The following is a 14298-nucleotide window of genomic DNA, read 5'->3' as shown; positions in this document are numbered from 1 at the left end:
AATCCTCTCTTACAAAATATAAACAGTTATAAACAACTATGATCTTGGAATAACAACAAGACCTAATGATTGATCTGCGACAGCGACATGTGTTTCATTTGCAGCAATACCTGTAGGTTGATTTAACGTTCCTAAAGAAGTAACAACACTGGAAGATGATGGATCAATCACATCTACCTCAGTATTAGTAACACCTACGACAAAAAGGAATTCTCCATCTGTACCAATATTTGTAGGTTCATACCCTAGCGGTATTTGAGATACGGCATTGTTATTATCAAGATCAATGACTTCTACACCTTCTGCAGCAAAATTTGCTACATATAGGCTTCCATTAAGATATTCACTTTCTACAGGGAAGTTTGCTGGCCCAAAAGGAGCGCCAAATGGTCCTTGAAATTGCCCTGATGTTAATACCACTACATCAGGTGTAGATAGCACAGCGCCTGCCCCATTAAAATTTACAATCTGTATTCCCCAATTTGCTACATTCCCTAAATCCTGTGAATAAAAGCCTTGTGCACCTCCAGAAACGGGTCTTACAAAAACGTCTGGAGCTCCCGTACGATTATCAACAATAGGAATTCCATTAGTAGCAAGTTCTAATGTTCCTTGTGAAGCTGAATAATTAAAGATTTGTGTATTAGATCCACCAGCACCTCCAGAAACTGCTAGGACACAATTGGCAGCAGATAGTCCAGAAAAAATAGCAAAGTTTGCAGATACTGTAGCTACGACTTCTGGTACTAAGGGATCTGTATAGGTAAGCATTTGAATGGTCGTTCCATTTTGTATAAATAATAATTCATTTACGGGATCTACCGTTATATCATCGGCAGCAATGGCAACAGAACTACGCTGATCTGTCGCTAGCTCTGCAATTTGAATTGTATTTCCGCAAGTAGCATATGCATGACCATTAACAACAACTACATTTGTACAACCATCGGCGCCAAGTATTTCTCTAACTCCTTCAGATAATTGAATTTTATCTTGATTTTGTGTGTCGTCAACTGTTTGAGAAATCGTTGTTGCATTCGAAATAAGCAATTCTTCTTCTACGGTATCTGAACTACAAGAAAATAAAAATAGTGTCAGTAAAAATAAAGCATAAGAGGTACGTAACATAGCGGTAGTTTTTAAAGTGTATACATAGCTATGTCGATGTAATTTAAAAAAATTACATCACGAACTTTATAAGTATCTCAATTTAATCATTGAAAATCTATTGTAATCTTTTATTTTTGATATCTACTTTATAACCATTATGATTACAGCAGAACAATTAAAATCACTCCAAGAGCGTATAGAAAGCTTAAGGAGATATCTTTGACATAGATCGAAAGCTTATTGAAATAGCAAACGAAGAAGAAAAAACATTTGACCCAAATTTCTGGAACAACGCAAAAGAAGCGGAAGCTTTTATGAAACTACTCCGTTCTAAGAAAAAATGGGTGAAAGATTATGAGACTGTAAAATCTCAAACAGAAGATCTCGAAGTTCTTTATGAATTTGCAAAAGATGGAGATGCTTCTGAAGAAGAAGTACAAAAACAATACGAAACTACTTTAGATTTATTAGAAAACATCGAATTTAGAAACATGCTTTCTGAAGAAGGTGACGAAATGAGTGCTGTATTACAAATTACTGCAGGAGCTGGCGGAACAGAAGCTTGTGACTGGGCAAGTATGCTTATGCGTATGTATTTGATGTGGGCTGAAAAGAAAGGATATAAAGTCAAAGAACTCAACTTTCAAGAAGGAGATGTTGCAGGTATTAATACAGTCACATTAGAGATCGATGGAGAGTTTGCTTTTGGTTGGCTTAAAAGTGAAAATGGCGTTCATAGACTGGTACGTATTTCTCCTTTTGATAGCAACGCTAAGCGTCACACCTCTTTTGCTTCTGTATATGTATATCCACTTGTAGATGATACGATAGAGATTGATTTAAATCCTGCTGATTATGAAATTGTGACCGCAAGATCCTCAGGAGCTGGTGGGCAAAATGTAAATAAGGTAGAAACTAAAGTACAACTTACCCACTTCCCGAGTGGCATTAAAATTTCTTGTTCTGACAGTAGATCTCAACATGATAATAGAGCGACAGCGTTACAAATGCTTCGATCGCAATTATATGAAATTGAGTTGCGTAAGCGTATGGAAGCACGCCAAGATATAGAAGCGAGTAAGATGAAAATAGAATGGGGATCTCAAATAAGATCCTATGTATTAGACGATAGACGTGTGAAAGATCACCGTACTAATTATGAATACAGACAGCCAGAAAAAGTATTGGACGGAGAAATTGATGCTTTTTTAAAGAGTTACCTTATGGCCATGGGGCAAGAAGAAGCAAGTGACCAATTATAATCGAAGTATATACGCTTTCGCGCCTGCCTGCTGGTAGGCAGGAAAGTGGAAAAGAATTATGAAAGAAATAAAAACAATCATATTTGATTTAGGAGGTGTCTTAATAGACTGGAGTCCGGAATATGTATATCTCAAAGAGTTTAGAGGCAATCGTGCAAAAATGGATTGGTTTTTACAACATATTTGTGCTTGGGATTGGAATGTAAATCAGGATGCTGGTTATCCTATAGCCAAAGCCACCGAAGAACGGATCGCATTATTTCCAGAGTATAAAGAACTCATAGAAATGTATTATGGCCGTTGGGAAGAAATGTTGGGCTATGTACATGAAGGCACCTTAGCGATTTTGAAAAAATTAGTAGATAATCCAAACTATAGAGTACTAGCATTAACCAATTGGAGTGGAGAAACATGGCCTAAAGCCATTGCAAAATTTCCCTGGCTACAATGGTTTGAAGGAATTCTAGTCTCTGGCGATGAGAACATGCGTAAACCATTTGCTTCTATTTACAACCTCATGCTTGATCGTTATAATATACATGCAGAAGAAGCTGTTTTTATAGATGATAGTTATGCAAATATAGAAGGTTGTGAAGCTGTTGGTATCACGGGAATTCATTTTAAAAATGCGCCTACTCTAGAAATACAATTAAGAACCTTAGGAATTATAATATAAATAATAACCCATTAATTTTAGTACGCTTTCGCGAAAGCAAACCCATTATGATTAAAATCTACCACCACCCAAAATGTTCAAAAAGCCGAGAAGGATTAGCCATTGTTGAAGCTTCTGGCAAACCTTTCCAAATTATAAAATATATGGACGAGCAACTGCCTGTTCCTACGCTAGAACGACTTATTGACACTTTAGGGATTAAACCTATGGAATTGGTTCGTACAGATGAAACCATATGGAAAGAAAGCTACAAGGGTAAAAAACTAACTGATAATGAGATTATAAAAGCACTTGCTACGCATCCTAAACTCATACAAAGACCTATCGTTGTTAATGGAAAAAAGGCAATTATTGGACGTCCACCCTCAAATATTAAATCTATTTTGTAAATTCACACCATAAAATTAAATTCTATCTAAATAATATTACTTATTCATTATGAAAAAAATAATCGCAATAGTAGCGCTATGTTTCCTAGGATTAGGCGTTGCTCAAGCTCAGGTTTCTACTCAGACACCATCTGCAAAAAGTGCATTACAAACTGGAGTTGTTGAGATGCTTACTCAAAAACTAAATTTATCTCCTCAACAAGTTTCTTCTATAACTAAAATTATGGGTGTATTTGCTCAGTCTAGAAAAACAATTACTGAATCTACGGGTATGACTGCAGATTTAAAAGCAGAAAAACTTAAGAAAATAAACGACAGAGAAGATTTAAATATGAAGAACATACTTGATGAAACTCAATATGCAAAATTCCAAGAATTAGCCGGAGAACTTAGAAAAGGATAATTTCTTTAACTCCTGTTTAACATACAGATTAACGCTAGTTTAACAACTAGCGTTTTTTTATGGAGTAATTTCGACGAAAATTACCAAAATAATGAAATCGACCATCATTTTTGTATTACTTCTACTTTTCGTTTTTTCTCTTCAGGCACAATCGCCACAAGGAAAAGAAATTACACTTTCTGGTAAAGTTCAAGATAAAGAAGGGGCTATTCCTTTAGAATATGCAACTATTACTCTTATAAACAAACGTAATCCAGAAGCTGTAAATGGAGGAATAACAACTACTAATGGTACATTTTCTATTAAAACACCGGCAGGACTATACGATATCAAAATCGAATATATCTCTTTTCAACCTGTAGTATTAAAAGATCAAAAACTATTTAAGAATACTTCTTTAGGTACGATTAATTTAGAGATTGATGCAGCCACACTAGAAGAAGTTACTGTCATTGCAGAAAAAACCACTGTAGAATACAAACTAGACAAGCAAATTTATAATATTGGTAAAGATCTTACTGTACGAGGAGCCTCTGTGTCTGATGTATTAGATAATGTCCCATCTGTAACAGTCGATGTTGAAGGTAATGTTGCTTTGAGAGGTAATGGTGATGTTCGTATCTTAATTAATGGAAAACCGTCTGGACTTATAGGACTAAGTGGAACCGATGCCTTGAGACAACTGCCAGCAGAATCTATAGAGCGTGTAGAAGTGATTACATCTCCTTCTGCGAGATATGATGCCGAAGGAAGTGCAGGAATATTGAATATCATTCTTAGACGTAGCAAATTACAAGGGTTAAATGGAGCCGTTACTGCAAACATTGGTAACTTTGATACTAGAGGGATTTCTGGAAATGTAAACTATAGAACTGGAGATTTCAATATTTTTGCTACTGGAGGATATAATATTAGAGGTTCTGAAGGCAATACGTTTACAAGTCGTATACAGGAAGGTGGTTCTTTGATTGAAGATAGAGAATTTACTAGAGAACGTGGAGGCCTTACAGCTAATTTTGGCGTTGAATATTATATAGATGACAACACAAGTATTACTGCTGCTGCGGTAGTTAGAGATAGTGATAATGAGAATGAATCGCTAAATAATATTACTCAGACTAGCGGAGACGATATCTTTTTATCACAACGCTTTGCTCCAGAAACAGAAGAAGATCTCACCTCCCAATTCAGTTTAAATTTTGATAAAAAATGGGAGAATGATGGAAATCTCTCTATAGAGTTTCAATATGAAAATTCAGAAGAAACAGAATTTGTAGATATTAGAAATAGTTCTCTAAATACAGGTACTCCAACGGAACTAGAGACCAATGAGACTATAGAAGATCAAAAACGTTTTTTTGCACAAGTAGATTTTGTACAGCCTTTAGGAGACAATGCTCGTTTTGAAGCTGGATATCGAGGAAACATAAGAGATTTAGATACTGATTTTATTGTGTTTGATAATAGTATTGATGAGGATAATGAAAATGGTGACTTATTATTAAATACAGATCTTACCAACAGTCTCATCTTTAAAGAAAATATTCATGCACTATACACTCAATACGGAAGTAAGATAAATAAGTTCAATTTCTTATTAGGCTTACGTATGGAGTATACTGATATTGAAATTGACCAACAAACTGTAAGCGACTTTAATAGTAGAGATTTTACTAATTTTTTTCCTACGGTAAATTTAAATTATGAGTTAAACGAAAAGGAAACAGTTAGTTTTGGATATAATAGACGTATTAGGAGGCCTCGTGGTTTCTTCTTAAATCCATTCCCATCTAGGACGAGTGCTACTACCTTCTTCCAAGGAAACCCAAACCTTAATCCAAGTTTATCAAATGGAGTTGATCTGGGGTACCTTAATAAGATAAGCAAATCACTTACCCTTAATGGTTCTATATTTTTTAGACGTACGGAAGATACTTTCCAATTTGTTTTCTTAGAGACAGGAGAAACTACGGTAGTTAATGGCGAAGAAGAAGATGTTTTAACGAGAACGCCAGTTAATCTTTCAAGAAATGATAGGATTGGAGCTGAAGCAACACTCACCTACTCACCTACAAAAAAATGGAGAGTAAATGCCAACGTAAATGTATTTAACTCTGAAACTGCTGGTGAGTTTGATGGTATTGATTTTGGGGCAAGTAACTTTACTTGGACAGCCAGACTTAATAATAAGTATACATTGCCATGGCGTATTGATTGGCAAACACGTATCAATTATCGCGGTCCCTCTGTAAATGCCCAAAGTGAAAATGAAGGTATTTTCTCTGCAGACTTTGCATTTAGTAAAGATTTATTCAAAGAAAAAGCTTCTTTAGCACTTAATATTAGAGATATTTTTAACTCTAGAGTTCGTAGATCTACTATCAATTTTCCTTTCCCAGGAGAAAGTGAATTTCAGTTTAGAGAACGTTCTATCAATTTATCATTTACATATCGTTTCAATCAAAAGAAAAAACGAAACGGTTCTGGTAGAGGTTTTAACGGCGACGGAGAAGATTTTGAAGGATAATCTCTTTTACAAAATGTAAAATACTTAGTATCAAACAGTCCTATTTTGTCACTTTTATATATCAATTATTAATTTTCATGAATTTCGATTTCTTTATTCATGAATATTGGAATAGATAGATTGTAGCACTTATATACTCATACTAGTTTTGGGGTATCAAATAATAATTCTAAAACTATTAATTATGAAATTAAGAATCACAAGCATTTTATGTATTTTTTTAGCAATTGCATGTTCAACAGAAGAAGTTGAAATTAACGAAGTTGAAACATTAGAAACGATCTCTTTAAACCAAAAAATCGTAGATCAACTTAACACCGATGGGTATGAAGCCATACTAACTGATGAAGATAAAGTTATAACAGTTGGCTTTAAAAATTCAGAAAGTTTTATTTCTAAAATAAATGACATCTATGATGTTTTAGAAGTGAATGACCCCAAAATTGACATTAATACTTCTAGTTCTCAAAACAGAGTATCTGACACACAGTGTGAACAAGGCGAACCATATACTTCTGACGATGGAGCAAATTGTGTTACTTATGTATGCTGGGGTACAGGTTTAGCACCTGTTTCAATGGGTTCTGTTGGTGATGTACATTACTCTTACTATACAAGTTGTAGTGGTGGAAACTAAAATCAATGATGTATTACTAGTTATCATTAGGGGTTAATACGATAATTCAGTAATAAAACAAAAGAGGCTGTCTAAAAAAGATGTAATCATCGTCAAACTGAACTTGTTTCAGTTTCTCATTAAATTGATAATTAATGTGATAAGATTCTGAAATGAATTCAGAATGACGTATTAAGTTGCTTTTTAGACAGCCTCTTTTACACTCTTTTTAAACATATCATAAAATATTTACAATACATATAAGTTATACCAGTATCACTATTTATGAATAAAACTTTTACAGTTTAAAAAAACTACACTAGATTTACAAATTGAATAACCCCTTATAAAATAGAGCCTTTGTTAGCGATATTAAAAAAAGAAATCAATTCATTTTTTGCTTCCCCTGTTGGGTACTTAGTAATTAGCTTATTTCTTGTTGTAACTGGATTGTTCTTATGGGTATTTGAAGGTGAATTTAATATCCCTAGTACTGGATTTGCAGATTTAGCGCCTTTTTTTCAATTAGCCCCTTGGATTTTCATATTCCTCATCCCAGCAATTACCATGCGTAGTTTTAGTGATGAGCAAAAAACAGGAACTTTAGAGCTGCTTTTAACAAAACCTATTTCAACACTACAACTTGTTTTAGGCAAGTATTTTGGAGCTTTACTCCTACTTATCATTACATTACTCCCAACACTAATATATGTAGTAGCCATCTATCAATTAGGAAATCCTGTAGGGAATTTAGATGTAGGAGTCACCATAGGGTCATATCTAGGATTAGTGCTTCTTGCGGCAAGTTTTTGTTCGATGGGAATATATGCCTCTACCCTATCAGATAATCAGATTGTAGCTTTTATACTTGCTGTTATGTTCTGCTTTATTTTCTATTTCGGAATAGAAGGTATTGCCAGTTACCTACCAGGAAATTTTAGAACATGGATTACTAATTTTGGTATGCAAACACATTATGACAGCATTAGCAGAGGTGTTATAGATACTAGAGACTGTATATATTTTATAAGTATTATTGCCTTTTTCATATACCTAACTAAAAATAAACTTCAAAAAACTAGATAGTCCACTTTCGTGAAAACGTTTAAAAAAATACCCGCTCTTATTCCTGCTATCATTATTCTGATAGGCATTAATTATGCAGCGTCTTTTTTTCACAAGCGGTATGATCTCACTCAAGATAAAAGATACACCTTAAGCGATCCTGCAAAAGCTGTGATAGATCAAATTCAAAGTCCGCTTATTGTAGATGTATTTTTAGAAGGAGACCTTCAGCCAGAGTTTAGAAAACTTCAAAACGAAACACGTTATTTACTGGAAGAGATTTCAAATTATAATCCTAATGTATCCTTTGCGATTTCAAACCCAGTTGAAGATGGCGCTGATGCGAGTATCGTTGCGCAACAATTTGCTAGTTTTGGTATGGCTCCGCTCCCACTTACTGTAAAACGTAATGGCGAAAAAAAAACGCAGACACTGTATCCATGGGCAACAGCAAACCATAATGGAAAAGCCATCCCCATATCACTTATAAAAAATATTGCAGGCGCTTCTCCTGAACAATTTGTGTATGCTTCTATTCAAAATCTAGAATATGCATTTATAGATGGCTTCAATCGCATATTAAATGCAAAAACCAAGCGCATTGCCGTATTAAAAGATAATGGCGAATTACCAGATGCTAAGATTGCAGATATGTTTCGCAAACTAGGTGAGACCTATAGTATCGCTCCGTTTCCAATGAGTGCGGTATCTGAAAACCCTGAAAGAGCCTTACGAGCATTACAAAATACTTTTGATCTAGTTGTTGTAGCAAAACCAACCAAAGCATTTACAGATGCACAAAAATTTGTTTTAGACCAATACACCCTTAGCGGTGGTAATTCTTTATGGCTTATTGATGCAGTAGCCATGGAAAACGACAGCTTGCGAAATCCAGATGGAAAAGCATTGGCCTTTCCTAGGGACTTGAATTTAAATGATCAGTTTTTTAAATATGGCATTCGCATTAACCCTGTGTTAGTTAAAGACTTATATTCCGCACCTTTAAGTCTTGCTTCAGGTGATGGAAGCCAATCAAAGTACCAACAACTTCCTTGGTTTTATCAGCCGGTTACTCCTTCTTTTAACACACATCCTATCAATACTAATATAGAACGCCCTGTACGTTTTAATTATGCCAATCAGATAGAACTGCTCAATAATACCTCTTCTCTAGAGAAGACGGTTTTATTATCATCCAGTATCCTTACTAAACTTGAAGGGACTCCCAAAGAAATATCCCTAGACGAAATATCTATTGAACCAAATGAGCAAGATTATCAAGCAGGACCACAACCGCTTGCGGTTCTCTTAGAAGGGAGTTTTGAATCTGCATTTAAAAATCGAGTTCTACCCTTTAAAATGGATAGTATACGCTTTCGCGAAAGCGCAATTAACCCATCTAAAATGGTAGTGATTGCAGATGGTGATCTTATCGCAAATGATGTTGACAGTAAAGGGAATCCTTTAGAATTAGGTTTTGATTATTTTACTAGAAAACAATACGGAAATAAAGAGTTTTTGCTAAACACAGTCAATTATCTTCTCGACGATAATGGTCTTATTAACATACGAAGCAAAGAGATTGCACTCCCATTTTTAGATACTCCAAAAGTTGCTGATACTATAAACAAGTGGCAAGCCTTAACCATAGGGCTTCCGTTGATTTTTATTTTCATTTTTGGCGTACTATTTTTCACCATTCGAAAACGTAAGTACGCAAGATAGCTGTTGATAAGTTTCTTTCTTAGACCGTCGCATTTAAAATATATTTGTAAGTAGGTATTTCTATATCAGAAATACAATTTCAAACAATTTCAAATTTTGCAATAGCAATCCAATATTTACTATGAAATTTATAGTCTCTAGTTCATACTTACTCAAACAATTACAGGTTTTAGGAGGGGTCATCAATAATAGCAATACACTTCCCATTTTAGATAATTTCTTATTTGAATTGGATGGTAATTCACTTACAGTTTCTGCGTCAGATCTAGAAACTACAATGATGTCTAAACTAGAAGTGGAGTCTGAAGATCAAGGAACTATTGCATTACCAGCAAGATTACTTCTAGATACCTTAAAGACATTCCCTGAGCAACCACTTACCTTTACACAGGAAGAAAATAACACTGTAGAGATAAGCTCAAATCATGGTAAGTATGCATTAGCATATGCAGATGGTGCTGAATTTCCAAATGCTGTATCTCTTGAAGATCCAAGTGTTGTAAAAATCCCTAGTAGCGTATTAGCCACAGCGATAAGCAACACAATTTTTGCAAGTGGTAATGATGATTTACGTCCTGTAATGAGTGGTGTTTTCTTTCAATTTGCCACAGACGGACTTACCTTTGTCGCAACAGACGCACACAAGCTTGTAAAGTACAATCGTACCGATGTAACCGCTTCACAAACTGCTGAATTTATAATGCCAAAGAAACCTCTTAATTTATTAAAGAGTATCCTTGGAGCTAATGATGATGACGTAACGGTTGCCTATAATGATTCTAATGCTAGGTATACATTTGATAACGTAGAGCTTATTTGCCGTCTTATTGATGGGAAATATCCTAACTACGAAGCTGTAATTCCTAAAGAAAACCCTAATAGACTGACCATAGATCGTAATCAGTTTTTAAATTCTGTGCGTCGTGTGTCTATCTTTTCAAATAAGACAACACACCAAATACGTTTAAAAATTGCTGGTGCAGAGCTTAATATTTCTGCAGAAGATATCGATTATAGCAATAAAGCAGAAGAACGTCTTACGTGTGATTATCAAGGCGACGATATGCAAATCGGATTTAACTCGCGTTTCTTAACAGAAATGCTTAATAATATGAATGCCAATGATGTTTCTTTAGAAATGTCATTACCCAACAGAGCTGGTATTTTAACTCCTATAGACGGCTTAGACGAAGGAGAAAGTGTTACGATGCTTGTAATGCCTGTAATGCTCAATAACTAGATTAAGTGTTAATTACTAAAGAGCGACTTCACAAAAGGAAGTCGCTCTTTTTTTGATTGGTATTTCCATAGTATTTTCCCATTAATTTTGAGTACTTTAGCTGCTTTAATAATTAGATTTTAATGAAAAGAATATTTCTTATACTCGCATGTAGTGCTATTGTGATTTCGTGTAAAGAATCAAAAAAAACAGTTACTACTCCAGAAAAACCTGTATATATAGATGTTACCTCACTTGAAGGCGATGGCGACAAAGTACTTCCAACCTATATGGAAACCATTACAGAAGAAGAACTGAAAGAAATGCTCTATGTGTATGCGGGTGATGAAATGGAAGGAAGAAATACAGGAGATCCAGGTCAAAAAAAGGCTGTTGAATATTTACGCAATTATTATAAAGAAATTGAGATAGCATCTGGTACACCTGATGGAAATTACTTTCAAAAAGTACCCAAAGAGTTTTTTAGAAGAAATAGCGGTTTAAATGATTCAGAAAATGTACTTGCATTTATCAAGGGATCAGAAAAACCAGAAGAAGTACTTGTGATATCTGCACATCTAGATCATGTAGGAATGGACTCTAAAGGAAATGTTTACAATGGCGCAGATGATGATGGATCTGGTACGATTGCACTTTTAGAAATAGCAGAGGCCTTTAAACAAGCGATTAAAGATGGATATCCTCCTAAACGTTCTATCCTCTTCTTGCACGTAACAGGTGAAGAAAAAGGACTGTATGGTTCTAAGTATTATGCTGAAAATCCAGTATACCCTCTTGAAAACACCATTGCAGATCTTAATATAGACATGATTGGTCGTAATGATTTTGAACATCCTAATGATAATGATTATGTATACCTCATCGGATCTGATAAGTTAAGTACAGAACTACACCAAATTTCTGCTGCTGTAAACATGAAGTATTTCAATATGAATTTGGACTATCGCTATAATGCAGAAAACGAACCAAATCGTTTTTACTACCGTTCTGATCATTATAATTTTGCAAAGCATAATGTACCTATCATCTTTTACTTTAATGGGGTGCATGAAGATTACCATAAAATAACAGATACGGCAGATAAAATTAATTATCCTTTATACCATAGACGTGTACAACTTATTTTTGCAACTGCCTGGGAATTAGCAAATAGAAAAGAACGTCCAGTCGTAGATAAAGCAGTGCCAAAACCATAAAACACTAGCTCATATATAATATAAAGCTTCATAAATTTTATGGAGCTTTTTTTTATAAAACTATTGTCATTGTGATGATATTGTTTATCTTTGCAGTCGCTAATTAAAATGGTGATTGTAGCTCAGTTGGTTAGAGCGCCTGATTGTGGTTCAGGAGGTCGCCGGTTCGAGACCGGTCTTTCACCCAAAATAGCAAAGCCTTTCAGAAATGAAAGGCTTTTTTTGTTTATACACTTTCCTGAGTGCTTGACTGCACTCGAAATGATGGCGTGCCTCTCTCCTACTTAAAGCGTATTATATACGTTCTAATTCGTAATTCTTTTTTAGAATTTCAAACCAAAATTTGATTAGATTTAATAAAAGAAACATATCATTAACAAATACTTTTTTGATAAAATTTTTATAGAAAAATTATTCTTTACTTTTGAATCTGACTAAAAAGAGTTTCTCATTTATGAGTACATCACGTTCTACTAAGAATATAATCAAATCAGTAGGAACTACATATACCAGTAGTTCTATATGGCCTTGGTTGCAAAAAGCAATTGTATTGGTTATTTTCTCTTTAGTCGCAAATCATATAGCTGCAAGTGATAACTTTCTAGATAATACATCGTATAGATTTCCCTTAGAAGGTTTTCTGTTTACTATTATTTTATCTATTCTCGTTGGAATCATAGCGGATCTTAATTTTAAATTTCACAAAAAAAAGTATTTTACTAGAAAGGTAGAGATTGCTACGATCGCAAGGTTTATGATTTCTACTTTAGGATATATTACCATCATCTATATTCCTGCAAATACTATTGTAGAAATAGTTTTAGATGGAGAGATAGAATTCTACTATATGTTAATTGGTTTACTAATCACCTTGTTATTATGTTTTATTCTCATAGGTTTATTGTATGCTCAAGATATATACAATTTATATAAATTATCTACAAAGGATGCAGAGATTACTATTGAAAGCGGTGCAAAAATAACAAAGCTTACTTATGAAAATATTGCATGTTTTTATAGCGAAAACAAGATTGTATATACAGTTCAAAATAACGGTACTACTATTAACACTGACTTTACATTGAACGAACTCGAAGAAAAAGTAAATGATCAATTATTTTTTAGAGCTAATCGACAAATCATCATTCATAAAGATACTGTAGAATCAATTGAAAAGATTGAAAATGGCAAGTTGCGTATTCGGTTAAAAGCTTTTATCAAAAACGATGCTATTTCAGAAATCAATATTAGTCGTTACAAACGAAAAGCCTTTATGGATTGGTTTCAATAATAGATGTAAAAAGACTATCAACTATTCAGTTATAAATACACGACCATTCAGTAAAAACAAACTTATTTAAAGAGGTTTTGCGGGATTTTGTTCCTTATTTCGTTTAGAATTTAAAATCAAAAAACGATGAACAAAATCACTTTACAAAATGTATTAATTCCATTAATCACCTTTACAATCATCTACATTATATGGTTTGAATCACCCTCTATAATGATAGAAAATATCATTATTTCTATAATCATTATTATAGCGAATTATATAGAATACAAAGGGAAACCATTTTTAGCCCTTGGATTTCAACGGGAAAAATTTACAACCAAAAACATCTTCGTACTTGCTCCATTGCTTGCCTTAGGACTCTTTGTTTTTTATGTCTTTATATTGGTTCCTGGAATTACAATACTTACGGGAGTCCCTATAGATTATTCAAGTTTTGATGAATTGAAAGGAAATCTTCCAGCCTGTTTAATTGCTTTATTAGTCGTGTGGGCTACTGCGGGTTTTGGAGAAGAAATCATCTTTCGTGGTTATTTTATGCGTCAATTTGTAAAATTCTTCGGTGAAAGCAACATCAGTATTGTTCTTAATATTGTATTACTTGCTAGCTTTTTTGGTTTTATGCATAGTTACCAAGGAATTACTGGTCAAATTGTTGCAGGGACTGTCGGAGCACTATTAGCCTTAATATTCTACTTGCGTAAATACGATTTGTGGTTTATTATTGCTGTACATGGTTTTTTTGACACCATTGCATTAATTTGTGTTTATTTGGGATTGGTGTAACAATACTACTGA

At 34.1% G+C, this 14298-nt stretch carries 13 protein-coding genes and 1 tRNA gene; 13 read left to right on the top strand and 1 reads right to left on the bottom strand.

Annotation, left to right across the window (positions count from 1 at the left end; all coding sequences use genetic code 11):
* Positions 1–36: 36 nt before the first annotated feature.
* Entirely contained in the window at positions 37–1128 is a 1092-nt protein-coding gene (locus Q1A60_RS06145; protein WP_299765063.1) for a hypothetical protein, read from the bottom strand.
* A 139-nt stretch (positions 1129–1267) separates the two neighbouring features.
* On the opposite strand from Q1A60_RS06145, the gene prfB reads away from it, so the two are divergent.
* From prfB to Q1A60_RS06080, 13 genes are all read left to right on the top strand, one after another.
* Positions 1268–2372, top strand: a protein-coding gene (gene prfB, locus Q1A60_RS06140) for a peptide chain release factor 2 (protein ID WP_299765065.1) whose coding sequence is annotated in 2 segments (ribosomal slippage) — positions 1268–1330 and positions 1332–2372 — 1104 coding nt in all. Because the reading frame shifts where the segments join, the coding sequence is not laid out codon by codon here.
* A gap of 58 nt (positions 2373–2430) precedes the next feature.
* Positions 2431–3048, top strand: coding sequence for an HAD family phosphatase (locus tag Q1A60_RS06135; protein WP_299765067.1), 618 nt, complete (start codon positions 2431–2433; stop codon positions 3046–3048).
* Between the two features lie 47 nt (positions 3049–3095).
* Positions 3096–3437 carry an arsenate reductase (glutaredoxin) gene (gene arsC / locus Q1A60_RS06130; protein WP_299765070.1) on the top strand — a complete coding sequence of 114 codons (342 nt, stop codon included), beginning with the start codon at positions 3096–3098 and terminating at the stop codon, positions 3435–3437.
* A gap of 49 nt (positions 3438–3486) precedes the next feature.
* A complete protein-coding gene (locus Q1A60_RS06125) occupies positions 3487–3840 on the top strand; it encodes a hypothetical protein (RefSeq protein ID WP_299765071.1) in 354 nt (117 codons plus the stop codon).
* Positions 3841–3931: 91 nt separating this feature from the next.
* Positions 3932–6367, top strand: a complete 2436-nt coding sequence (locus tag Q1A60_RS06120; RefSeq protein ID WP_299765073.1) for a TonB-dependent receptor — start codon at positions 3932–3934, stop codon at positions 6365–6367.
* 184 nt (positions 6368–6551) lie between these two features.
* On the top strand, positions 6552–7004 hold the full coding sequence (locus Q1A60_RS06115) for a hypothetical protein (RefSeq protein ID WP_299765075.1): 453 nt from the start codon (positions 6552–6554) through the stop codon (positions 7002–7004).
* A 339-nt stretch (positions 7005–7343) separates the two neighbouring features.
* Positions 7344–8069 (top strand): gliding motility-associated ABC transporter permease subunit GldF, encoded by a 726-nt coding sequence (gene gldF, locus Q1A60_RS06110; RefSeq protein ID WP_299765077.1) that lies wholly within the window; start codon positions 7344–7346, stop codon positions 8067–8069.
* A 9-nt stretch (positions 8070–8078) separates the two neighbouring features.
* Complete coding sequence (gene gldG, locus Q1A60_RS06105) at positions 8079–9773, top strand: gliding motility-associated ABC transporter substrate-binding protein GldG (protein ID WP_299765079.1); 1695 nt, start codon at positions 8079–8081, stop codon at positions 9771–9773.
* Between the two features lie 121 nt (positions 9774–9894).
* The gene (gene dnaN / locus Q1A60_RS06100; RefSeq protein WP_299765081.1) at positions 9895–11013 is read left to right on the top strand and encodes a DNA polymerase III subunit beta; all 1119 of its coding nucleotides are present in this window, start codon (positions 9895–9897) and stop codon (positions 11011–11013) included.
* Between the two features lie 122 nt (positions 11014–11135).
* Positions 11136–12209 (top strand): M28 family metallopeptidase, encoded by a 1074-nt coding sequence (locus Q1A60_RS06095; protein ID WP_299765083.1) that lies wholly within the window; start codon positions 11136–11138, stop codon positions 12207–12209.
* Between the two features lie 110 nt (positions 12210–12319).
* Positions 12320–12395 (top strand) — tRNA-His (locus Q1A60_RS06090).
* Between the two features lie 268 nt (positions 12396–12663).
* Entirely contained in the window at positions 12664–13500 is an 837-nt protein-coding gene (locus tag Q1A60_RS06085) for a LytTR family DNA-binding domain-containing protein (RefSeq protein ID WP_299765085.1), read from the top strand.
* A 126-nt stretch (positions 13501–13626) separates the two neighbouring features.
* Positions 13627–14286, top strand: coding sequence for a CPBP family intramembrane glutamic endopeptidase (locus tag Q1A60_RS06080; RefSeq protein WP_299765087.1), 660 nt, complete (start codon positions 13627–13629; stop codon positions 14284–14286).
* The last annotated feature ends 12 nt before the right edge of the window (positions 14287–14298 follow it).

It is taken from the genome of uncultured Dokdonia sp., from assembly GCF_947492535.1.
GTDB lineage: Bacteria > Bacteroidota > Bacteroidia > Flavobacteriales > Flavobacteriaceae > Dokdonia.
Note: the sequence above shows the minus strand (reverse complement) of the source record. Positions and strands in the feature narration are given on the sequence as shown.